This window comes from Tardiphaga sp., assembly GCF_044336785.1.
GTDB lineage: Bacteria > Pseudomonadota > Alphaproteobacteria > Rhizobiales > Xanthobacteraceae > Tardiphaga.
In genome coordinates this window covers 1-23,102 of record NZ_JBIIOT010000080.1, presented here as the reverse complement: position 1 = coordinate 23,102, position 23,102 = coordinate 1, and the positions used below count along the sequence as shown (strand labels likewise).

At 62.2% G+C, this 23,102-nt stretch carries 22 protein-coding genes; 15 read left to right on the top strand and 7 right to left on the bottom strand.

What is annotated here, in order from left to right:
- From ACIQ2A_RS19720 to ACIQ2A_RS19710, 3 genes are all read right to left on the bottom strand, one after another.
- On the bottom strand, positions 1–403 hold a 403-nt coding region (locus ACIQ2A_RS19720; RefSeq protein WP_398482433.1), incomplete at its 3' end, for an endonuclease domain-containing protein.
- A gap of 113 nt (positions 404–516) precedes the next feature.
- Positions 517–1,734, bottom strand: coding sequence for a diguanylate cyclase (locus ACIQ2A_RS19715; RefSeq protein ID WP_398482431.1), 1,218 nt, complete (start codon positions 1,732–1,734; stop codon positions 517–519).
- Positions 1,735–1,863: 129 nt separating this feature from the next.
- On the bottom strand, positions 1,864–2,451 hold the full coding sequence (locus ACIQ2A_RS19710) for a TetR/AcrR family transcriptional regulator (protein WP_398482429.1): 588 nt from the start codon (positions 2,449–2,451) through the stop codon (positions 1,864–1,866).
- A gap of 203 nt (positions 2,452–2,654) precedes the next feature.
- Between ACIQ2A_RS19710 and ACIQ2A_RS19705 the strand changes: the two genes are divergently transcribed.
- The 5 genes from ACIQ2A_RS19705 (at position 2,655) to ACIQ2A_RS19685 (ending at position 9,643) form a co-directional block, all read left to right on the top strand.
- Entirely contained in the window at positions 2,655–3,863 is a 1,209-nt protein-coding gene (locus ACIQ2A_RS19705; RefSeq protein ID WP_398482427.1) for an efflux RND transporter periplasmic adaptor subunit, read from the top strand.
- A gap of 212 nt (positions 3,864–4,075) precedes the next feature.
- A complete protein-coding gene (locus tag ACIQ2A_RS19700) occupies positions 4,076–7,312 on the top strand; it encodes an efflux RND transporter permease subunit (RefSeq protein WP_398482425.1) in 3,237 nt (1,078 codons plus the stop codon).
- 93 nt (positions 7,313–7,405) lie between these two features.
- Complete coding sequence (locus ACIQ2A_RS19695; RefSeq protein ID WP_398482423.1) at positions 7,406–8,395, top strand: Bug family tripartite tricarboxylate transporter substrate binding protein; 990 nt, start codon at positions 7,406–7,408, stop codon at positions 8,393–8,395.
- Between the two features lie 66 nt (positions 8,396–8,461).
- Entirely contained in the window at positions 8,462–9,190 is a 729-nt protein-coding gene (locus ACIQ2A_RS19690) for a GrlR family regulatory protein (protein ID WP_398482421.1), read from the top strand.
- Positions 9,191–9,367: 177 nt separating this feature from the next.
- Positions 9,368–9,643: a hypothetical protein gene (locus ACIQ2A_RS19685; RefSeq protein ID WP_398482419.1), complete on the top strand. Its 276-nt coding sequence runs from the start codon at positions 9,368–9,370 to the stop codon at positions 9,641–9,643.
- Between the two features lie 6 nt (positions 9,644–9,649).
- Here ACIQ2A_RS19685 and ACIQ2A_RS19680 read toward each other — a convergent pair whose 3' ends face one another.
- Positions 9,650–10,114, bottom strand: coding sequence for an MEKHLA domain-containing protein (locus ACIQ2A_RS19680; RefSeq protein WP_398482416.1), 465 nt, complete (start codon positions 10,112–10,114; stop codon positions 9,650–9,652).
- 77 nt (positions 10,115–10,191) lie between these two features.
- Positions 10,192–10,755 carry a TetR/AcrR family transcriptional regulator gene (locus tag ACIQ2A_RS19675; RefSeq protein ID WP_398482414.1) on the bottom strand — a complete coding sequence of 188 codons (564 nt, stop codon included), beginning with the start codon at positions 10,753–10,755 and terminating at the stop codon, positions 10,192–10,194.
- A 223-nt stretch (positions 10,756–10,978) separates the two neighbouring features.
- On the opposite strand from ACIQ2A_RS19675, the gene ACIQ2A_RS19670 reads away from it, so the two are divergent.
- The 9 genes from ACIQ2A_RS19670 (at position 10,979) to ACIQ2A_RS19630 (ending at position 19,802) form a co-directional block, all read left to right on the top strand.
- A complete protein-coding gene (locus ACIQ2A_RS19670; RefSeq protein ID WP_398482435.1) occupies positions 10,979–12,115 on the top strand; it encodes an efflux RND transporter periplasmic adaptor subunit in 1,137 nt (378 codons plus the stop codon).
- Between the two features lie 11 nt (positions 12,116–12,126).
- Entirely contained in the window at positions 12,127–15,270 is a 3,144-nt protein-coding gene (locus ACIQ2A_RS19665) for a multidrug efflux RND transporter permease subunit (protein WP_398482412.1), read from the top strand.
- 11 nt (positions 15,271–15,281) lie between these two features.
- Positions 15,282–15,548, top strand: coding sequence for a hypothetical protein (locus ACIQ2A_RS19660; RefSeq protein WP_398482410.1), 267 nt, complete (start codon positions 15,282–15,284; stop codon positions 15,546–15,548).
- Positions 15,545–15,874: a DMT family transporter gene (locus tag ACIQ2A_RS19655; RefSeq protein ID WP_398482408.1), complete on the top strand. Its 330-nt coding sequence runs from the start codon at positions 15,545–15,547 to the stop codon at positions 15,872–15,874. The genes ACIQ2A_RS19660 and ACIQ2A_RS19655 overlap by 4 nt, the downstream gene beginning before the upstream one ends.
- Positions 15,875–16,011: 137 nt before the next feature.
- Positions 16,012–16,992: a Bug family tripartite tricarboxylate transporter substrate binding protein gene (locus tag ACIQ2A_RS19650; RefSeq protein ID WP_398482406.1), complete on the top strand. Its 981-nt coding sequence runs from the start codon at positions 16,012–16,014 to the stop codon at positions 16,990–16,992.
- Between the two features lie 27 nt (positions 16,993–17,019).
- Positions 17,020–17,814 carry a class II aldolase/adducin family protein gene (locus ACIQ2A_RS19645; RefSeq protein WP_211909423.1) on the top strand — a complete coding sequence of 265 codons (795 nt, stop codon included), beginning with the start codon at positions 17,020–17,022 and terminating at the stop codon, positions 17,812–17,814.
- Between the two features lie 69 nt (positions 17,815–17,883).
- The gene (locus ACIQ2A_RS19640) at positions 17,884–18,297 is read left to right on the top strand and encodes a group III truncated hemoglobin (protein ID WP_398482403.1); all 414 of its coding nucleotides are present in this window, start codon (positions 17,884–17,886) and stop codon (positions 18,295–18,297) included.
- 91 nt (positions 18,298–18,388) lie between these two features.
- Positions 18,389–19,465 carry an alpha/beta hydrolase gene (locus ACIQ2A_RS19635; protein ID WP_398482401.1) on the top strand — a complete coding sequence of 359 codons (1,077 nt, stop codon included), beginning with the start codon at positions 18,389–18,391 and terminating at the stop codon, positions 19,463–19,465.
- Positions 19,466–19,562: 97 nt separating this feature from the next.
- The gene (locus ACIQ2A_RS19630) at positions 19,563–19,802 is read left to right on the top strand and encodes a hypothetical protein (protein ID WP_398482399.1); all 240 of its coding nucleotides are present in this window, start codon (positions 19,563–19,565) and stop codon (positions 19,800–19,802) included.
- A 75-nt stretch (positions 19,803–19,877) separates the two neighbouring features.
- On the opposite strand, the gene yghU is transcribed toward ACIQ2A_RS19630, so the two are convergent.
- Positions 19,878–20,759 carry a glutathione-dependent disulfide-bond oxidoreductase gene (gene yghU, locus ACIQ2A_RS19625; RefSeq protein WP_398482397.1) on the bottom strand — a complete coding sequence of 294 codons (882 nt, stop codon included), beginning with the start codon at positions 20,757–20,759 and terminating at the stop codon, positions 19,878–19,880.
- Between the two features lie 85 nt (positions 20,760–20,844).
- Positions 20,845–21,249 carry a GFA family protein gene (locus tag ACIQ2A_RS19620; RefSeq protein WP_398482395.1) on the bottom strand — a complete coding sequence of 135 codons (405 nt, stop codon included), beginning with the start codon at positions 21,247–21,249 and terminating at the stop codon, positions 20,845–20,847.
- A 448-nt stretch (positions 21,250–21,697) separates the two neighbouring features.
- On the opposite strand from ACIQ2A_RS19620, the gene mqo reads away from it, so the two are divergent.
- Positions 21,698–23,102 (top strand): malate dehydrogenase (quinone) (gene mqo, locus ACIQ2A_RS19615; protein WP_398482393.1); only part of this gene is annotated, 1,405 nt, incomplete at its 3' end.

The window sequence follows — 23,102 nt, the reverse complement described above, 5'->3', positions numbered from 1 at the left end:
ATTTCCCCCAAATGCGACGGCGGTGCTTCATCGGCACTGGCTCCGCATCGCGTCTGCCATAAAGTTCGACGTAAATACGCTCGAGCACGGCTGGCAATTCTTTGGCAATGTCGGAGTTCCAGAAACGCATGACGCGATAGCCTTCTGCTTCCAGCCATTGCTGCCGCTTCAGGTCACGGATGGCTTGACCGTCTTCGTTGTGATGACCGCCATCGAGTTCAAGAATGAGGTGGGCGGCGGGACAAAAGAAGTCGACGACATAAGGACCAATGGGCGCCTGCCGTCGAAAATGCGTACCAACAAGCGGCATCTCTTTCAGCGCTCGCCACAAGATACGCTCATGCAGCGTCGTATTGCTACGGAGCCTCTTTGCGGCTGCACGACGGAGCGATGATGTGACCATTGCGCGTCCCTCGACTGCATTCACCCCACCCCGCTCGCTGCGCGAGCGACCCTCCCCCTGCAGGGGAGGGTGGAAAAATCCAGCCTTACGCTAGTCCAAGTAACAGTGGTTTTCTAGTCGAAGGCGATCTCGATGTGGCGCTCGCGCTTGTCGAGAATGTGACAGGCGCGCGAAAGATGATCGATGGGGATGCTGAGCTTGAAGCGCTCGGGAATGTCCTTGGTGCTCAACACGTCGAGACTGGCACCGACCTCGGACAGGCCACGCACCGTGCAGTCGATGGTGGACTGGCCACCATTGAACGAGATGTGCCCGGCCTTGAACACACGGCGCAGATTGCTGGGCGCCACTTCGCGGGCCTGCCATTCGACGCAGCGATTGCGGCCGCTCTGCTTGGCTTCATACATCGCCGTATCGGCGCGCCGGAGCAGTTCATCGATGTCGCATGCGTTGCGGTCCAGCGTGGCGATGCCGAAGCTGGCGGAGACCGGGATCAGCCTTTGCTTGCCTTGCACGGTGACATTGGCGATGGCCTCGCGCACTTTTTCGGCCACCACCATCGCATCCTCGCGATTGGTATGCGGCAGCAGGATCGCGAATTCCTCGCCGCCGACGCGGCCGATGGAGTCGGCCTTGCGCAGCGTGTCTTGAACCGCCCTTACACATGCCTTGAGAACGCGGTCGCCGACATGATGGCCGTTATTGTCGTTGATCGCCTTGAAGTGATCGAGGTCGAACATGACCAGGCTGAAATTGTGCCCGTGACGGACGGCGAGGGCACTCGCGCGTTTTGCCTCGTCGCGCAAAGCGCGGCGGGACAGCGCGCCGGTGAGGCTGTCCTCCATCAACAACGTGCGCAATTCGAGCTCGCTCAGTACGATGCTGGCAAAGTCTTCCAGCATGGCGGCTTGATCGGATGTGAATGCACGCGGCACAGAATCGAATGTGCAGAGCGTGCCGATGGCATGGCCACCGGCGACACGCAGCGGCACACCGGCATAGAAGCGGACATGCGGCTCGCCGATCACCGCGGGATGCTCGCAGTAAAGTGGATCAGCGAGTGTGTCGCGGATGACGAGCGGGCCGGTCTCGCGAATAGTGTAGTTGCACAATGCTGTGTCGCGGCCGGTCTCGCAGGCTTCAAAGCCCTGGCGCGACTTGAACCACTGGCGGTGGCCGTCGATCAGGCTGATGACCGACATCGGCATGTCGAACACATTGCGCGTCAGGCGCGTGATGCGATCGAAAGCTTCTTCGGGCGGGGTGTCGAGAATGTCGTAGCGGTCGAGCGCGGTCAGGCGGTCGCTCTCCCGGAAATTACTCACCTGCATTGCTCAGTCCGTCGTGCGAAGTCTCATCCCATCATCCCGTTCCCACGGGGATCATGCATGATCCGCACGCACGCGCCAACGCACGAAAGCGTTTTGGCTTAACAACAATGTCGCAGCGGAGAATGGTACCTATACCGGTGGCCAGCTACGCATCGCCATGTCGGCGAGCTTGCGCAATTGCGCGCGAGGCGCGCCGCCGGCGGCCTGCACAGCCATACCCTGCAGGATCGCCGACACATAGCGCGCGAGATCGCCGGCATCCGATTCCGTCGGCAAATCGCCTTCGGCGATCGCGCGTGTGAAACGAACGCGCAGATCTTCCTCGCCCTTGGAACGGCGGGCCATCAATTCCTGCTTGATGGTCTCGGCAGCATCACCGCAACACAGCGCGCCCTGCACGGCAAGGCAGCCTGGGTTTTTCGGATCCGTCACCGCTTCCACGGATTCGTACAGGATATGCTCGACGGTCTCGCGTGCGGTCGGCTTATCCAGGCCTGTGCGGAAGTAACCGCCGGGTCCATCGACATAACGATCGAGCGCCTTGCGGAACAGCTCTTCCTTATTGCCGAAAGCCGCATAGAGGCTCGGCTTGGTGATGCCCATGGCCTCGGTGAGGTCGGCCATCGACGCGCCCTCGTAGCCCTTGCGCCAAAATACATGCAGCGCGAGGTCCAGGGCGGCATCGACATCGAATTCACGCGGACGTCCCATGGCCATCGCCAGGTCCTCCAAAGATTTCTACCACTCAGTAGATAAGTCCCTTGACACTGGATGTCGATAGGCCATCTATACCGGGCGTTACGAATATGTGCATCGCAGCAAGGCTTCCGGAAATCGGGTCGCCGGCGCGGTGCTTCCATCCTTAGCTATTGGAATGACAGGGCTTTCTCAAGCCCTTTGAAAATTAAATGGGGTTCACGATGGCCAATTCTCTTGTCCGAAACATCGCACTTGGCGCCGGAATCTTCGTTGTTTCCGTGAGTTTGGGCGGCGGCGCCGCCCTTTGGGATCTGTCCGGCTTCGCAGCTCAGGCGGAACAGGCGCCGGCCGCTCCTCCGGCGGTTCCGGCCTCGGTGGCACTGGTCGAAGCCAAGGCGACGACGCCGTCCGACGAGTTCTCCGGCCGGCTGGAGGCCATCGAACGGGTGGAAATCCGCTCCCGCGTGGCCGGCGCCGTCCAGGCGATCCACTTTCGCGAAGGCGCGCTGGTGAAGAAGGACGATCTGCTCGTGCAGATCGATCCCGCGCTCTACGCCGCCGAAGTCGATCGCGCCCAGGGGCAGGTGTCTGCCGCCCGCGCGCGCTTGATCCTGACCAAGGCCGATTATGGCCGCGGTCAGCAGCTCACGACGTCGAGCATCACCCAGCGCGATCTCGACAACCGTTCCAACGCGTTCCATGAAGCCGAAGCCAATCTCGCAGCGACCGAAGCTGCGCTGAAGACGGCCGAGCTCAATCTCAGCTACACCGAAGTACGTGCGCCGGTGTCGGGCCGCGTCGGCAAGATCGAGATCACCGTTGGTAATCTGATCGCCGCCGGGCCGTCGTCGCCGCTTCTGACGACTCTCGTTTCCGTCAATCCGATCTATGCCAGCTTCAATGCCGACGAGCAGGTGGTGTCGCGCGCGCTGAAGACGCTTGCCGACGAGAAGACCCCAAATGACATCGAGCGTGTCCCCGTGCAGATGACGACGATCACGGATAGCTCGCCGATGAAGGGCAAGATGCAGTTCATCGACAACCAGGTCGATCCGCGTTCGGGCACCGTGCGCGTGCGCGCCGTGTTCGACAATCACGATGGCCGCCTGATGCCGGGCCAGTTCGCCCGCCTGTCCATGGGCCAGCCGAAGCCGGAACAGACGCTGCTGATCTCTGAACGTGCCGTCGGTACCGACCAGAACAAGAAGTTCGTGATGGTCGTCGATGGCAAGGACAAGGCCGAATATCGCGAAGTTCAGCTCGGTGCTTCGGTCGATGGCATGCGCATCATTCTCAGCGGCCTGAAGGCGGGCGAACGTATCGTCGTCAACGGACTGCAGCGCGTCCGTCCCGGCGTGACCATCAAGCCGGAAATGGTGGCGATGAATTCTGCGTCTCTGCCGCAGACCAAGACCGTCGCTGCTAACTAACGTTTTTTGTCACCTCTCCCCACCGGGGAGAGGTCGTCCGGCCTTTCGATGCGAAGCATCGATGGGCCGGACGGGTGAGGGGGCTCTCCGCGATCGCGAGTCTGCGGAGGCTCCCCTCATCCGTCCCGGCTCCGCTTCGCTACGCCGGGCCACCTTCCCCCCGCATGCGGGGAGAAGGCAGGGCGCCAGCTCCTCTTTCATTGAGTTTTCCCATGAACTTCTCAAAATTCTTCATCGACCGCCCGATCTTTGCCGGCGTGCTGTCCGCGGTGATTTTCCTCGCGGGTCTCCTGGCCATGCCGGTCTTGCCGATCTCGGAATATCCGGAAGTGGCGCCGCCGACCGTGGTGGTGACCGCGAATTATCCCGGTGCCAATCCGAAGGTGATCGCGGAAACGGTGTCGACGCCGATCGAAGAGCAGATCAACGGCGTCGAGAACATGCTCTATATGAGCAGCCAGGCGACCACCGACGGCCGCATGACGCTCAACGTCACCTTCCGCCTCGGCACCGATCCCGACAAGGCGCAGCAGCTGGTGCAGAACCGCGTCTCGCAGGCCGAGCCGCGCTTGCCGGCAGAAGTCCGCGCGCTGGGCGTGACGACGATCAAGAGCGCGCCTGACCTCACCATGGTTGTGCATCTGCTGTCGCCGAACGACCGCTATGACATGACCTATCTGCGCAACTACGCCGTGCTCAACGTGAAGGATCGCCTCGCGCGCATCGAAGGCGTCGGCCAGGTGCAGCTGTTCGGTTCGGGCGATTATTCCATGCGCGTCTGGCTCGATCCGCAGAAGGTTGCCGAGCGCGGCCTGTCGCCGGGCGACGTGGTGCGCGAGATCCGGGCGCAGAACGTGCAGGCGGCGGCAGGGCAGGTGGGCGGTTCGCCCAATGAGCCCGGCCTCGACCTGCAGCTCTCCATCAATGCGCAGGGGCGCCTGCAGACCGAAGAAGAGTTTGGCGAGATCATCGTCAAGAATGGCGACAATGGCGAAGTGGTGCGGCTGCGCGATGTCGCCCGCATCGAACTCGGCGCTGCCGATTATGCGCTGCGTTCGCTCCTGAACAACAAATCTGCGGTGGCGATCCCGATCTTCCAGTCGCCGGGCTCCAATGCGATCCAGATCTCCGACAATGTCCGCAAGACGATGAAGGAGCTGAAGGAGAACATGCCGGACGGTGTCGCCTACGACATCGTCTATGACCCCACGCAATTCGTCCGTGCGTCCATCGAGGCGGTGATCCATACGCTGCTCGAAGCCATCGCGCTGGTCGTGCTGGTCGTCATCCTGTTCCTGCAGACATGGCGCGCGTCGATCATTCCGCTGATCGCGGTGCCCGTGTCAGTGGTCGGCACCTTTGCGATCATGCACATCTTCGGCTTCTCGGTGAATGCGCTGACGCTGTTCGGCCTCGTGCTGGCCATCGGCATCGTGGTGGACGATGCCATCGTCGTCGTCGAAAACGTCGAGCGCAATATCGAACGGGGACTGAACCCGAAGGAAGCCGCCTATCAGGCGATGCGCGAAGTCACCGGGCCGATCATTGCGATCGCGCTGGTGCTGGTCGCGGTGTTCGTGCCGCTGGCCTTCATCACCGGTCTGACCGGCCAGTTCTACAAGCAGTTCGCGTTGACGGTGGCGATCTCCACCGTGATTTCGGCCTTCAACTCGCTGACGCTATCGCCCGCGCTCGCAGCCCTTCTCCTGAAGGGGCATGACGCGCCGAAGGATCCGCTGACGCGCTTCATGGACAAGACGCTCGGCTGGTTCTTCGTGCGCTTCAATCGCTTCTTCACGCGGTCGTCGGACGCCTATGGTGGCGGCGTGAAGCGCGTGATCTCGCGCCGTGCCATCGTCATGGGCCTCTATCTCGCGCTGGTCGGTGTCACCGGTTATCTGTTCCATGCGGTGCCGGGGGGCTTCGTGCCCGGCCAGGACAAGCAGTATCTGGTCGGCTTCGCGCAGTTGCCCGATGGCGCCACGCTGGATCGCACCGAAGAGGTGATCCGCAAGATGGGCGAGATCGCGCTGAAGGAGCCGGGTGTCGAGAACGCCATCCAGTTTCCGGGGCTGTCGATCAACGGTTTCACCAACTCGTCGAATTCCGGCATCGTCTTCATCGGCCTGAAGGGGTTCGATGAGCGCAAGGATCCTGCGCTGTCCGGCAATGCCATCGCGCTGGCGCTGAACAAGAAATATGCGGGGATGCAGGATGCCTTTATCGCCATGTTCCCGCCGCCGCCAGTGGCCGGCCTCGGCACCATCGGCGGCTTCAAGCTGCAGATCGAGGACCGCGCGGGCCTTGGCTATGAGGCCTTGAACGACGCTACCAAGGCCTTCGTCGGCAAAGCGATGCAGCAGAAGGAACTGGTCGGCCTGTTCTCGAGCTATCAGATCAATGTGCCGCAGCTTTATGCGGATGTGGATCGCACCAAGGCGCGTCAGCTCAATGTGCCGGTGACCTCGATCTTCGACACGATGCAGATCTATCTCGGTTCGCTCTACGTGAACGACTTCAACAAGTTTGGCCGCACCTATTCGGTGCGCGTGCAGGCCGACGCAAAGTATCGCGCGCGGGCTGACGATATTGGCCAGTTGAAGGTGCGCTCGGACAGCAACGAGATGATCCCGCTCTCCACGCTGCTGCGCGTGAAGGAGAGTGCCGGTCCGGAACGCGCCATGCGCTACAACGGATTCCTGTCCGCCGATATCAATGGCGGCGCTGCACCTGGGTTCTCGACCGGGCAGGCACAGGATGCGGTGGCGCGTGTGGCCAAGGAGACGCTGCCGAAAGGCATCGACTTCGAATGGACCGAGCTGACCTATCAGGAAATCATCGCCGGCAATTCGTCGCTGATCGTGTTCCCGGTGGCGCTGCTGCTGGTGTTCCTGGTGCTCGCGGCTCAGTATGAAAGCCTGACGCTGCCACTGTCGATCATCATGATCGTACCGATGGGGTTGCTGGCTGCCATGTTCGGCGTGTGGATCACCAAGGGTGACAACAACGTCTTCACCCAGATTGGTTTGATCGTGCTTGTCGGCCTGTCCGCCAAGAACGCCATCCTGATCGTCGAATTCGCGCGTGAGCTCGAATTCGCAGGGCGGAAGCCGATCGAGGCGGCAATCGAGGCCAGCCGTCTGCGTCTGCGCCCCATTTTGATGACGTCGATGGCGTTCGTCATGGGCGTGGTGCCGCTGGTGACCTCCACCGGCGCCGGCTCGGAAATGCGACAGGCGATGGGTGTCGCGGTGTTTGCCGGCATGATCGGCGTCACGGCCTTCGGCATCTTCTTTACGCCGATGTTCTACGTCCTGCTCCGCGCCATGTCGGGTAACCGCCCGCTGACCCAGCATGGCGAAGCCACGGTGGATCAGGACGCGCCGCTGGCTCCGGGATCGCATGATAGCGAGCCGCGCCCGCACGCCACGTTGACAACGCACACGTGACGCTCAGACTGTCTCTCACGTAAACACGCGCACAAAAATTCCGGATGCCGCAATTTCTGCGGCATCACGGGGCGCGGATGTCGGGAGAGAAACATGACGACCGATCGCCTCACCATGTCTCGTCGCCGCGCGCTTGCTATCCTTGGCGCGTCGATCGCCGCACCGCATGTGGCCAGAGCGCAAGGCGCATGGCCGAACCGTAGCGTTCGCTATTACGTCGGCTTCGCGGCTGGTGGCGCCACCGACACGCTGTCGCGCATCTACTGTCAGAAAATGTCCGAACTAACCGGCCAGCAATTCGTCGTCGAGAACCGCGGCGGGGCCGGTGGCGTGCTTGGCGCTGACGCTGTCGCGAAATCGCAGCCGGATGGCTATGGCCTCGGCATGGGCTCCATTGCCACCAACGCCATCGCCGTCGGCACCTATGCCAAGCTGCCATTCCAGGCGGGCAAGGATTTTACCTTCATCAGCGGACTCTGGAAGCTGCCGAATGTGCTGGTGGTGAAGAAGGATCTGCCGGTGAAGGACCTCAAGGAATTCATCGCGCTCGCAAAAGCCAATCCCGGCAAATACAGCTACGCATCGCCTGGCATCGGCACCACGCTGCATCTGTCCGGCGAGATGATGAAGAGCGCAGCCGGGATCGATCTGCAGCACATCACCTATAAAGGCGGCAATCCCGCGATGGTCGATCTGCTGGCCGGCCGCGTTGATACGCTGTTCGACAATCTTCCGGGCTCGCTGCAGCAGATCAAGGACGGCGCTGTCCGCGCGCTGGCGGTGACGACCACCAATCGTAGTCCGGCGATCCCCGACGTCCCGGCCATGGGTGAAGTCCTGCCTGGTTATGAGCTCACGTCATGGGTGGCCGTGTGTGGCCCCGCAGGCATGCCGCCGGATCTCGTCTCACGTATCAATGAGTTGTCGCTGCAGGCCTTGAAGGATCCGGCTCTGGCCGCGAAATACGCCGAACTTGGCGCGCAGCCATTTCCGACTTCAACTGCCGATATCACCGCATACCGCGACAAGGAAGAAACCCGGCTTCTGCCTGTGATCAAGGCAGCAGGAATTACGCCAAGCTGACACGGTGCGCTTTCCTTCACTGCGCAATCTCGGCTACACTAGCCGCGGTGCAGTGGGGAATGGTCGGTGCGGACCGGGTTTTACAAATGCGAGTACCACGTCAACGAGGCGGTCGGCCGCAGCGTGATGTATGTGCGCGACGGCACCATGCTCGGCGGCAATTCCGGCTTCGCGCATATCGGCACCTATCGTTTCGAAGGCGACAAGGTGTTTGCCGAGATCGAGAGCCGCCGGCATTGCTTCGAGCCTGACTATGAATCGCTGCTCGGCCAGGATATCGCGACCATCAAGGTCACAGGCGTCGCTTGCGGCGAGACCTATCGCTTCGAGGGCGGCTCGCCGCAGATGCCGGGCGCGTCATTTCGTTCACTGATGACCAGCCTCGACGAAAGCGAATTGCCGCCGGCCGGTGAAGTCGGCGAGGGCGGTATTGCCAATGGCCTGTATTCGATCCAGCTGCGCACCCTCGATGGCATCGATGGCGGCCTGACCGGCGTGATGCTGTTGCAGGACGGCTGGATCCTTGGCGGCGATGCGTCCTTTTATTATCTCGGTTCCTATTCCTCGGCCGACGGCCGCTGGAAGGGCGAGATCCTCAATCAGGAGCACACGCCGTCGCTGGGCGAGGTTCCGGTGTTCGGCGGCTACGAGATCGGCATCGGCTTTTCCGGCACCTGCGATGACAAGGGCGCCGAACTGGAAGCCACCGCGCTGGCCGGCAAACGCAGCCTGCGCCTGCAGGCCAGCCTGAAGCTGATCCGCAAGGCGGAACTGCTGGTGGCTGAGGTCGCATAGACGCAGTGCGTAAGATGGGTTGAGCGTCAGCGATACCCATCACCGCAAGCGCCCGGCCGTGATGGGTATCGCTTCGCTCAACCCATCCTACGATCAGCCTTGGGCAACCATTTGTTTCAAATTGGCCGACTAGGGTGGCCCGACTGAGTCGCCGCTGCGATTCTCCTGGAGCCTGCCGTGAACGAGAGCCTGATCGCCGTCTGCCAGTTGTTTCTGGTTCCGCTGACCATCATGTTTGCTGCGGTCGGCGTCGCCAATGCGCGCTTCGTGAAACTGCTGGTCTGCCTGCTCGGCGTCGGCCTTGCCGGGCTCTGGCTCTATCGCATCTATCTCTGGACCGGCTTGTCACTGATCGACCGCCGCACCGGTTACGGCCTCGCGGGGTCGTTCGCCCTGTGCTGGGTGCTGACGCTGCTGCACCAGATCAAGAGCAGCTTTGGCGGCAATCGCTGACCGCACTCACACATCCGTCCACGACGTGAACAGCGCTGCCTGACCGCGCCGTTGTCCGTGTTCGTCGGTCAATTCCCACACGATGCCGCCTTCGATCCAGAACCGGCGTCCGGATTTGGCGATCCGCATGCCGCGATAGTGATCGATGAAGCCGTTGCGCGCGACGGCATCGAGCAGGCGTTGCCGCTCCTCGCGATTGGGGGCTTCGGCAGACAGGCGCGAGGGAATGGTGATGAACTCATCCCAGCCATATTCGAAGCAACGCTGTGCCGTGCGATTGGCATAGACGAAGATGGGATCCGCAGCGGTGCTGTGGGCAAGCACGGCAAATGGCGCGTCGTTATAGAGCCATGCCGCGTCCTGGCCGGCGCCGATCAATGGCTTGCCCACGGTTCGTGCGTAGCTGTGGCTGAGGAGCCTGAAGAAGGCAGCATCGAGTGCGGCTGAAGGTGGGGGCGTTACGTTGGTCACGGGCATCTCGCATCATTGGTGACGTCGAGATAGCCCGCAATGCCATGCAGGACATCGGCCAGATCAGCGGTGCTGCGTTACTCCGGACGCATGGTCGCCATGGTCAGCAACCGCTTGCGCAACTCATCGCGATCAATCCGCAGATCGGCCGGTACCTGCTGCAGATCCGCGAGCCAGACGCCATCCGCGGCGTAGCGCACGATTTCCAGTTCAGGTGCGCTATCTGTCGCGTGATGCCGCTTGAGGCGGGTACGCAGCCAGTTCGCCCAATGGGTGCGGGCGACGGGATCGGTGAGCAAGGCGACGCAGGTGGACTCCAGCGCTGGTGCATATTCGGCCATGGAAAAATTGGCCTTCACATAAGCGCGCGTGAAGCAGCCATGGCTGTCGCCATCCTGTGCCAGCGTTTCCTCGATGATGGCGTCGAACTTGTCGAGCTGATCCTTCAGGACCGCCTCGATCAGCGCCTGCTTGTTGGGGAAGTGGTGAAACAGTCCACCTTTGGTGACGCCCGCTGCATCCGCCACTGCCTGCACGGTCACGGCCTGTAGCCCGCATTCCGTCGCGAGGCGTGCGGCGTGGTCGATCAGCGCGCGGCGGACCAGCTCGGGTTGTTTTTTGCGTTCGTGGCCTTCGCTCATCGGCTCATCTGGCTGGGCGGGGGTGGTCGGTGCAAGCGCTATCGCTCACGGGATCGTGCTCTGCTGCAATGCACGAAAACGGCTTGAAACGCAAACCAACCGGATGGTATGTTTCTGGGGCGAGTCAATGACCGCATGCAGTTTCCCGCCGTGAGCGCCCTCAAGCCAGCTCCGGCGTTTTTCTTTGATGGTGGCATAAGTGATTGAGATATCGACGTTTCCGATGCGTGTGGCCGGTGCTCTGGCGGTCGCTCTCATGCTCACGGGTTGCGGCGATGGCAAGAAAGCCGGCGCCGATCAGGCGCCACCTGCGACATCGGTAGGCGTCGTCACGGTGACGCCCGAAACCCTGCGGATCGTCAACGATCTGCCCGGCCGCATCGCGCCGACCCGGATCGCCGAGGTGCGGCCGCGGGTCGCCGGCATCGTCGTCGAGCGCGTGTTCAAGCAGGGCACCATCGTCCGTGAGGGCGATGTGCTCTATCGCATCGACCCCGCGCCGTTCCGCGTGCGGGTGACCAGTGCCAGGGCCGCCCTGCAGCGTGCCGAGGCCACGCGCGTGCTGGCGAAGCAGCAGGCGGATCGTCAGGTCCAGTTGAAGGAACGCGATGTCACCACGGGCCAGCTCTATGATCGCGCCGTGGCCGAACTCGCGCAGGCGGAAGCCGATGAGATGTCGGCCCGTGCAGGTCTCGAATCCGCGCAGCTCGATTTGCAATATACCGAAGTCCGTGCGCCGATCACCGGCCGGATCGGCCGTGCGCTGATCACCGAAGGCGCACTGGTCAGTGTCGGCGGCAGCGAGAGCTTGGCGACCATCCAGCAGCTCGAGCCCGTTTATGCGGACTTCACCCAGTCGGCGAACGAGCTGCTGACGCTCAAGCGCGCCGCGCAGGCGAGTGCAAAGGCGCAGGGCGGCGATGCCGCCGACGTCCGTCTCAAATTCGATGATGGTTCGGACTATGCACAGCAGGGACGCCTGCTGTTTTCTGAGGCGGCCGTCGATGCGACCACCGGTCAGGTCACCTTGCGTGGTGAATTCCCCAACCCGGACGGCGATCTGTTGCCGGGCATGTATGTGCGCGTGCAGATCGTGCAGGGCGAGCAGAAGGATGCGCTGTCGGTCCCCGAACGCGCGCTGCAGCGTGATCCCGGCGGTCAGGCGCAGCTCTATGTCGTCACTGCTGAGCGCAAGGCCGAGCTGCGCAGCGTGACGCCGTCGCGTCTCGTCAATGGACGCTGGATCATCAGGGAGGGGCTGAAGGCCGGCGACAGCGTCGTGGTCGAAGGTTTCCAGACGCTCGCGCCCGGCGCCACCGTCGATCCGAAACCCTGGCGCAGCCAGACGGCAGCGAAGTAGGGCGTCACGTCATGTCGAATTTTTTCATCGCACGGCCGATCTTTGCCTGGGTGGTCGCGATCTTCATCATGATCGCCGGCGCGCTGGCGATTCCGAATCTGCCGGTGGCGCAATATCCGAGCATCGCGCCGCCGCGCATCGCCATCACCACCAACTATCCAGGTGCATCCGCCGAGGAGATCTATCAGGGCGTGACGCGGCTGATCGAGGATCAGCTCAACGGCATTCCCGGCCTGATGTATTTCGAGTCCACGGCGGATGCCACCGGCGCGATCCAGATCGACGTCACGTTCCAGCCGGGCACCACCATCGCGCAGGCCACGGTGGATGTGCAGAACCGCATCCGCCGCGTGGAGTCGCGGCTGCCGCGTGCGGTGACCCAGCAGGGCATCATCGTCGAGGAAGGCTCGATTGCATTCCTGCTGTTCATCTCCATGCAGACCACCGATGGCAGCATGGATAGTATCGCGCTCGGCGACTACATCACGCGCAACGTGCTCAGCGAAATTCGTCGCGTGCCCGGCGTCGGCAAGGGGCAGCTGTTCGGCACCCAGCGCTCGATGCGGGTCTGGATCGATCCCGACAAGATGCTGGGCCTTGGCCTGACCTCGTCCGACATCACGGCCGCGATCACGGCGCAAAATGCGCAGGTCTCGGCAGGACGTATTGGTGCGACGCCCAATCCGGTGTCGCAGGAGGTCTCGGCACCGGTGCTGGTCAAGGGACAACTCGGCACGCCCGACGAGTTCGGCGCCATCGTGCTGCGTGCCAATCGCGACGGCTCCTCGGTGCGGCTGCGCGATGTCGCGCGCGTCGAGGTCGGTGGCGAGGATTACAATTTTGCCAGCCGCCTGAACGGCAAGCCGGCGGCCGCTATCGGCGTGCAGATGTCGGCGACGGGCAATGCGCTCGCAACGTCGGAAGCCGTCAACGCCAAGATGAAGGAGCTTTCAAAATTCTTCCCGAAGGGACTGACCTACGAGATTCCCTATGACACGACGCCCTTCGTCAAGGCGTCCATCGAGAAGGTGCTGCACACGCTGGCGGAGGCGATCGGTCTCGTCTTCATCGTGATGTTCCTGTTCCTGCAGAATATCCGCTACACGCTGATCCCGACCATCGTGGTGCCCATTGCTCTGCTTGGCACCTGTGCCGTGATGCTCGCGACCGGTTTCTCCATCAATGTGCTGACCATGTTCGCCATGGTGCTGGCGATCGGCATTCTCGTCGATGACGCCATCGTGGTGGTGGAGAATGTCGAGCGGTTGATGGCGCAGGAGGGATTGTCGCCGCGCGAGGCGACCATCAAGGCCATGAAGCAGATCAGCGGCGCCATCATAGGCATCACGCTGGTGCTCACCGCGGTGTTCGTGCCGATGGCGTTTTTCCCCGGCGCGGTCGGCATCATCTACCGGCAGTTCAGCCTGACCATGGTGGTATCGATCCTGTTCTCGGGATTCCTTGCGCTGACGCTGACGCCGGCTTTATGCGCGACATTCCTGAAGCCGATCCCGAAGGGCCATCACGAGAAGGGCGGCTTCTGCGGCTGGTTCAATCGCGGCTTTGATCGCCTCGCCGGCAGCTATCGCGGCACGGTCGGCTGGGTCACCAACCGAACCGGCCGGATGATGGTGGTCTATCTCGCGCTGCTGGTCGGTCTCGGCTGGGCCTACGTGCGGCTGCCATCGGGCTTCCTGCCGACGGAGGACCAGGGCTATGTCATCACCGACATCCAGGCGCCGCCGGAAGCGAGCCAGTCGCGCACGCTGGAATCCGTCAAGCAAGTTGAAAGCGTGTTCATGAAGGAGGAGGGCGTGGCCAGCATGTTCACCGTGCTCGGCTTCAGCTTCTCCGGCAATGGCCTGAGCTCGGGCATCGCCTTCCCGACGCTGAAGGACTGGAGCGAGCGCAAGGCCAAGGATGCCGCGCCCGAGATCGTGAACCGCGCCAATGCCGAATTCGCCAAGATCGGCGACGCGCAGGCTTTCGCATTGTCGCCGCCGCCCATCGAAGGGCTCGGCAATTCGACCGGCTTCACCTTCCGCCTGCAGGATCGCAGCAGCCGCGGATCGGCGGCGCTCTCTGCCGCTGCAAACCAGTTGATGGCGGCGGGCGCCAAGAGTCCGGTGCTGGTCGGGTTGCGTATCGAGGGCCTGTCGAATTCGGCGCAGCTCAATCTCGTCATCGATCGCGAAAAGGCGAATACCTTTGGCGTGTCCTTCGCCGACATCAATGCCACTGTGTCAGCGAGCCTGGGCTCGTCCTACATCAACGACTTCCCCAATGCCGGTCGCATGCAGCGTGTCACCATTCAGGCCGAGGATGATCGCCGTATGCAGGCGAGCGACCTCCTGAAGCTGAACGTGCGCAATGCCAGCGGCGGCATGGTGCCGCTCTCGGCCTTCGCGCGGACGGAATGGGCGAAGGGGCCGGTGCAGGTGGTCGGCTTCAACGGCTATCCGTCGATCCGCATCGCCGGTGACGCCGCGCCGGGCTTCTCGTCCGGCGACGCCATCAAGGAAATGGAGCGACTGGTCGGGCAGTTGCCCGATGGCTTCGGCTATCAATGGGCCGGGCAGTCGCAGCAGGAAATCGAGTCGGGCAATCAGGCGCCGTTCCTGCTCGGTCTCAGCGTGTTGTTCGTGTTCCTGTTGCTGGCAGGGCTTTATGAGAGCTGGTCGATTCCGCTGTCGGTCATGCTCGTGGTGCCGCTTGGCATCATCGGCTCGCTGCTCGCCGTGATGCTGCGCGACATGCCGAACGACATCTATTTCAAGGTCGGCCTGATCGCGATCATCGGCCTGTCGGCGAAGAACGCGATCCTGATCGTGGAGTTCGCCAAGGAACTACATGCCGAAGGCAAGTCCCTGCGCGAGGCGGCGATCGAAGCGGCCTATCTCCGCTTCCGCCCGATCGTCATGACCTCGCTTGCCTTCATTCTCGGCGTGACGCCGCTGGCGATCGCGACCGGCGCCAGCGCCGGCAGCCAGAACGCGATCGGCACCGGCGTGCTCGGTGGCATGATCTCGGCCACCGTGCTCGCAGTGCTGTTCGTGCCGGTGTTCTACGTTTTCGTGCTGAAGCGGATGCCGTCGAAGCAGCGTGACAAGCAAGAAGCCGCAGCATCGCAGGATGCAGCGTCTCGGGCGAGTTGAGGAGATTCGATATGCCTCGCAGCATGATCTATGAATTCGATCGCGAGCTCGATCCGGATCGCCTGACCTACGGCGACCGGGTCCGCATGTCGCCGCTCGGTCTGGAGCGGCATCCGAGCTATGGCGCCCGCGAGGGTGTGATTGTCGGCATGGGCTCGCCGAACAGCATGCGGGTGAAGTTCGACGACCGTGTTACCGTGCAGGCGATCCATCGCGATTATCTGGTGCGCGTGGCGAACGCGAAGCAACAGACGAACCAGACGAGGCGAGCGTCATGACCTATCTCTATCTGGCGGTGGCCATCCTTTGCGAGGTCATCGCCACCAGCTTCCTGAAAGTCTCCGAGGGCTTTACCAAACCCGTGCCTTCGCTGATCACGGCCGCGGGCTATGCGATCTCGTTCTACTTCCTCTCGCTTGCATTGCGTGAAATCCCGACCGGCATCGCCTATGCGATCTGGTCCGGCGTCGGCATCGTGCTGATCACCACGATTGCCTGGGTGTTCCAGGGGCAGAAACTCGATATGCCGGCGCTGGGCGGCCTCGGTCTGATCGTGGCCGGCGTGGTCGTCATCAATGTGTTTTCGAAGGCCACCGCACACTAATTGGCTATCAGCATATTCCGATAGCTGATCGGCTGATTTAACCCTCGCATCGCTTTCGCTGTTGCTCTAGCCTCTCCCGATAATGCCGTTTCACGTCGCCCAAAGGCGCGATGAAACGGCGCAAAAGGGGAGTGAACGTGAGCATTACCACAGGTCGATGCATTGCCATCGCCGCGGCCATGGCCGCATCGCTGCTATCAGTGGCGCCGGGGCAGGCGCAGCAATATCCGGATCGCAACATCACGATGGTCGTGCCATTTCCGCCGGGCGGAACGACCGACATCGTCGCACGTGTTCTCACCGAACAGCTCAGCACCGAGCTGGGCAAGCAGGTGATCATCGAGAACCGCGGCGGTGCCTCGACCTCCATCGGCGCGCAGTATGTCGCCAGCGCCGACAAGGATGGCTACACGCTTCTATTCGCCGCCGCCACGACCTTCACGACAAATCCGCATCTGCTCGCCTCGATCAAATACAAGCTCGAGGATTTCGCGCCGGTCGCCATGGTGGTGAAAGTGCCGTTCGCCTTCAATGTGAAGAAGGACTTTCCGGCCAAGGACGTCGCGGCGTTTCGCGCCTACGCACTGGCCAATCCGAGCAAGGTCAACAACGCCACCAATGGGCCGGGCAGCACCGTGCATCTGATGGGCGAGATCGTCGCTCGCGGGCTCGGCGTGAAGTTGCAGCATGTCCATTATCGTGGTGCTGCGCCCGCGATGAACGATCTGCTCGCCGGCGTCGTCGATAGCAATGTGGAAGCGCTGACCAACACGGTGCCGAATCACAATGCCGGCCTGTATCGCGCGATTGCGGTTCTATCCGAGGAGCGCCTGCCGCAGCTGCCGGATGTCCCGACCTTCAAGGAGCTCGGTTTCCCCAGCATCGTCGGCTCCACCTGGTTCGCCGTCTTCGCGCCTGCGGGCACGCCGCAGCCGGTGGTGGACAAGCTCGGTGCCGCCATCAACAAGGTGATCAAGACGCCGGAATTCGCGAAGAAGATGGATCCGATGGGTAATCAGCCTTGGCCGATGACACAGGCGGAGCTCGACACCCATGTGAAGAGCGAAAGCGAACGCCTCGGCAAGCTCATTCGCGATGCGAAGATCACGGTCGACTGACCGCAAGACAGACAAGGGAGACTATCCATGAATGCAGCCGTCAGCGCACCCGCCGTCAAAGTCGTCCGCTCCGTGCAGGAGCAGGTGAGCCCGGAGGAGTGGCAGTCCCGCGTCAATCTCGCGGCCTGTTATCGCCTCACGGCGATGTATGGGATGACCGAGATGATCGCCAACCACATCTCCTGTCGCGTGCCGGGAACGGAAGATCAGTTCCTGATCAATCCCTATGGCATGCTCTATGAGGAAATCGACGCGTCGAGCCTGGTCAAGATCGATCTCGACGGCAACACGCTGTTCAACGCGTCCGATTACAGCGTGAATGCCGCGGGCTTCGTCATTCACAGCGCGATCCATATGGCGCGGCACGATGTCGATTGCGTCGCCCACACCCATACGGTGGCCGGTATGGCGGTCTCAGCGATGGAATGTGGATTGCTGCCGGTGGCGCAGACCTGCATGCGCTTCCTTCATGTCGCCTATCACGATTTTGAGGGTATCGCTGACAACCCCGAAGAGCGCGAGCGCCTGATCGCCCATCTCGGCGATCACGAGGCGATGGTGCTGCGCAATCACGGCCTGCTGGTGGTCGGCAAGACCATCGCATCGGCTTTCAACGTGCTGTTCCGGATGGAGCGGGCCTGCGAGGTGCAGGTCGCCGCTCTGTCGTGCAACACGAAGCTCGTCACACCGCCGCAGCATGTTCTGCAGGACACCTATGACCGCATGAAGCCGCGCGACAATGTCCCCGGACTCAGCGGCGAACTGGCCTGGCCGGCGCTGCTGCGCAAGCTCGACAGGGCCGATCCATCCTATCGCAACTGAGTTTGCGCTAGGTCAAATTGACGGGCGAGGCCGGTTGCCGCGGCAGCCGCCGTCGCTTACATCACCGGCATGACAGAGCCGGGTTTCACGAGCTTCCAGCCGTCCCTGACCGAGGAGAATATTGCGCTCCTGGTGCAGACCTTCTATGGCCGTGCGCGGGAAGACGAGCTGCTCGGCCCGGTCTTCAACGCGGCGGTGGCCGACTGGGATCATCATCTCGCGCAGCTGACCGATTTCTGGTCGTCGATGATGCTCAAGACCGGCCGCTATAACGGCCGGCCGATGCGCCCGCATCTGGTACTGCCGCTGACCGGCGCGCATTTTGATCGCTGGCTGCTGCTGTTCGAGCCGACCGTGCGCGAGATTTTTGACAAGGACGTCGCCGACGCCATCAACCTGCGCGCCCGCCGCATCGCCGACAGTTTCGAGATGGGCGTCGCCACCACCCGCGGCGAGATCGCAAGGCCGCGCCACAGCGTTTGATTGCGTATTTGTGTCGTTGCTTCGGGGGAGGGGCGGACGTAGCGTTATCGTGTTCAAGGTGCTGCAAAAGCCACCAACACACGAGGAAACCATGCCCGTCTCACGCTCCCTGGGAAGCCACTGCCAGCTGTTGCCGATCGTCGCCTTTGCACTGATGGCAGCGCAAATGCCCGCGCATGCGCAAGGCGCGAGCGAGAATGCCCTGCAGGTCCCTGCCAAATCCGTGCCGGTGCCGACAACGGTGAGCCCTCAACTGCAAAAGATCATCGGCATGCCGCTGCGCACGAACTGGAACGTGCTGCCAAAGACCGGTGAGGAGTGGAAGGTCGTCGCCGATGCCGGCGCTGCGGCCACCATCAAGAACCTGCCGGGGATGATGGAGCGGCTGAAGGTCAAGGTCGAGAAGACCACCATCGACGGTGTCCGTGCCTTCATCGTCACGCCCGAGACCATCGCGCCAGAAAATGCCAATCGTGTTTTCATCCATGTGCATGGTGGCTGCTATGTCCTCAATCCCGGCGAGGCCGCATTGCCCGAGGCGCTGTTTATGGCCGGCTTCGCCCGCGCCAAGGTGATCGCGGTGGATTACCGGATGCCGCCCGAGGCTTATTTCCCTGCGGCGCTGGATGACGGCATGACCGTCTATAAATCCGTCATCAAGAGCACCAGCCCGAAGAACGTCGCTGTCTTCGGCAGTTCGGCGGGTGGGGCACTGACGCTGGAAATGATGCTCAAAGCCAAGCAGGATGGTCTGCCGCTGCCGGGCGCGATCGCGCCGGGTACGCCGATGTCCGATGTCACAAAGGTCGGCGACACCTTCGTCACCAATGCCATGCTCGATAATGTGTTGGTCTCGCCGGACGGCTTTTGTGATGCCGGCACCAAGGTCTATGCCGCCGGGCATGACTTCAAGGATCCGTTGTTGTCGCCTGTCTATGGCGACATGAGCAATTTTCCGCCGACCATCCTGACGAGTGGAACGCGGGATCTCTTGCTCAGCAATACGGTTCGCGTCCATCGCAAGCTGCGTCAGGCTGGTGTCGAGGCGGCGCTGCAGGTGTTCGAGGGCCAATCACATGCGCAATATTATCGCGATGACACGGCGCCGGAATCGAAGGAGGCCTTCGAGGAAATCTCGCGCTTCTTCGACAAACATCTTGGAAAATAAGCGCGCGAATGCGTCGGTAAATTGATGCCGCATCGATGCCATTGCAGCGTCGTGCGATTGCGCTAGGCTATTGTTCCAACAAATCGGGAGTCGCTAGATGAAACGCCTGTCTGTCCTCGTCCTCTTGAGCATGTTCGCAGCCGCGCCGGGCATCACATCGGCATCGGCGCAAGGCGCTGCCTGCACCGCCACCTCGGCTGACGGCAAGCCGCTGGCCGGCGCCGCCAAGACCAGCCACATGAAGAAGTGCTGCGAGGCCAATGCCAAGAGCGCCGAAGGCAAGCCGCTCGCCGGCGCCGCCAAGAAGAGCTCCATCGACAAGTGCATGAAGGGCTGAGCGCGCAGGCGCATCACTCGTCACACACATGTAAAAAGCCCCGCTCGCGCGGGGCTTTTTCTTGTCTCGGGCAGATCAGGCCTTGGGCGCCTGCGCCTCGATCTTGTCCTGCGTCTTGGTCTCGAAATCGCTGGCGTCATGGCGTTCGCGCAGCTGGCGGGCAGGATCGCCCATGGCGCGGTTGACCATGCGGCCACGTTTCACCGCCGGCCGATCGCCGACGGCCTTGGTCCAGCGCTGCAGGTTCTTGTAGCTGGCCACATCGAGGAAGGTCGCGGCATCGTTGTAGATGACGCCTTCGGCGAGGCCGCCATACCAGGGGAAAATCGCCATGTCGGCGATGCTGTAGTCCTTGCCGGCAATGAATTCGTTATTGGCCAACTGGCGATCGAGCACGTCGAGCTGGCGCTTGGTCTCCATCGCATAGCGGTCGATGGCATATTCGATCTTGGTGGGGGCATAGGCATAGAAATGCCCGAAGCCGCCACCCAGGAACGGCGCGCTGCCCATCTGCCAGAACAGCCAGGACAGGGTCTCGGCGCGCTCGGGCCCATCCTTCGGCAGGAAGACGCCGAATTTCTCGGCGAGATGCACCAGGATGGCGCCGGATTCGAACACGCGGAACGGCTTCGCACCGCTGCGATCCACCAATGCCGGGATCTTGGAGTTCGGATTGATATCGACAAATCCGGAGCCGAACTGGTTGCCGTCGATCTTGATCAGCCAGGCATCATATTCTGCGCCGCTATAGCCGGCTGCCAGCAACTCCTCGAATGCGATCGTGACCTTCTGTCCGTTCGGCGTGGCCAGCGAATAGAGCTGGAACGGATGCTTGCCGACAGGCAACTCCTTCTCATGGGTCGCGCCTGCGGTAGGCCGGTTGGTGGAGGCGAAGGCGCCACCATTCTCCTTGTTCCAGGTCCAGACTTTCGGGGGCGTATAGGGGGCATCGGTCATCGGGCTGCTCCGGCGCAGAGGGAAGGTCGGGAACAGTTAGGGATGGATGCAAATGCATGCAAGTGGCCGGGCCGTGCCTTTTGGGCTACCAGTCCACCATGTTGTCCTCGCCGCCGAAGGCCGCCGGCATAGTAGCGAAATGGGGAAGGCCGTCTTTCACCGGCGCAACGGCTTCGCGGCAATGGATGTGCAGGCTCGGCTTGAAGCCGTCTTTGAGCAGATAGCCGTTGACCGCGCGCATTTCGATCGCGGCCAGTTCGACGACCAGCCGAGTGCCGCATCGGGCGCAGCTGATCCGCGGAGTCGTCTTCAGCGCAAACGTCGTCGTCTCGCCCGACACGATTTCGATGGCGGCGGCCGGATAAATCGATTCCGCCGCATAGGCCGCGCCGTGGACGATCTGGCAATCGGCGCAGTGACACCAGAATTGCGCAATCGGTTCGGCCGAAATCCGCAATGTGACGGCATTGCAGGGGCAGGTGAGTTCCATGAAGCACCTCCAATTGTCGCGCAAGGCTAGCAGCGTGTCCTTCGCGCGGACAATCGCATTCGCTTGCGGCAAATGGCGCCCGTCTCAGGATACCGCTGCGCACTTGGTCGAATTTGGCGCTCCGCGCATCACGACTTAGGGAAGTCGGTTGCGAACCTGTCTAACATGCGCGCGGGTCGGTTGCGTTTTGTCAATATTGCCTGCAATAAGTCCGCGAGTCTTGGGGCAGGCGCCCAGCTGATTGCACGGTGCCCGGCCCCCTGTGGACGGCGCCACGGCGCTGCGAAGATACCGACCGCATGTCAAGGCTGAGCCCGCTGGTTCGCAGCCTGCGCCTGTGTCGTCCGGGACAAAATCAAGGGATGGATCGACCGTTTGAGGTTGCGCTGCATTTGCCGCGCGCGGGCAATTTCCTTTTGCAACGTATCTTTGAATCGAAGGTGATATGATGATCAAGGACGACAACAACTCCGCGCAATCCGGCACACCCACATTCGATCTGGCGATGAATCGTCGTCAGCTGATGGGAACGGCGCTGGCAGGATTGGCGGTGGCCGCCGTGCCCGGATCGTCCGTATTCGCCGCGGCGACCAAGAAGGTCGATGTCCTCCTGATCGGCGGCGGCGTCATGAGCGCCACGCTCGGCGTCTGGTTGCGCGAGCTCGAGCCGACCTGGTCGATGGAAATGGTCGAGCGTCTCGACGGGGTCGCGAAGGAGAGCTCGAACGGCTGGAACAATGCCGGCACCGGGCATTCCGCGCTCGCCGAGCTCAACTACACGCCGGAAAGGGCCGGCGGCAAGATCGACATCTCCAACGCGATCAAGATCAACGAAGCTTTCCAGATCTCGCGCCAGTTCTGGGCCTGGCAGGTCAAGACCGGCGTGCTGAAGAATCCACGCTCCTTCATCAACCATACCCCGCATATGAGCTTCGTGTGGGGCGATGAGAATGTCGAATTCCTGCGCAAGCGCCACGAAGCGCTGAAGGCGAGCCCGTTGTTCGCCGGCATGGATTATTCGACGGATCCCGAGGTGATCAAGAAGTGGGTGCCGCTGATGATGGAAGGGCGCGATCCCAAGCAGAAGATCGCCGCCACCTGGAGCCCGCTCGGCACCGATATGGAGTTCGGCGAGATCACGCGGCAGTTCGTGAGCCATCTGCAGAGCCAGCCGAATTTCAACCTGCAGCTCTCCACCGAGGTGAAGGCGATCCAGCGCAATGCCGATGGCACCTGGCGCGTCTCCACGCGCAGCGCCAAGGGCGGCGATGCCACGATCGACGCACGCTTCGTCTTCATCGGAGCCGGCGGTGGTGCGCTGCATCTGCTGCAGATGTCCGGCATTCCGGAAGGTCGCGACTATGCCGGCTTCCCGGTCGGCGGCTCGTTCCTGGTCAATGAAAATCCCAGCGTGACGATGCAGCATCTCGCCAAGGCCTATGGCAAGGCATCCGTGGGCTCGCCGCCGATGTCGGTGCCGCATCTCGATACACGCGTGCTCGGTGGCAAGCGCGTGCTGCTGTTCGGGCCGTTTGCGACCTTCTCGACCAAATTCCTGAAAGAAGGGTCGTATCTCGACCTGCTGTCATCGACGACCACGGACAATGCTTGGCCGATGATCCGCGTCGGCATCGACGAATATCCGCTGGTCGAATATCTCGCCGGCCAGTTGATGTTGTCCGATGCCGATCGTCTCGCCGCGCTGCGCGAATACTTCCCGCAGGCGAAGAAAGAGGACTGGCGCCTGTGGCAGGCCGGCCAGCGCGTGCAGATCATCAAGCGCGACGCCAAGAAGGGCGGCGTGCTCCGGCTCGGTACCGAGATCGTCAGCGCCAAGGATAACAGCATTGCAG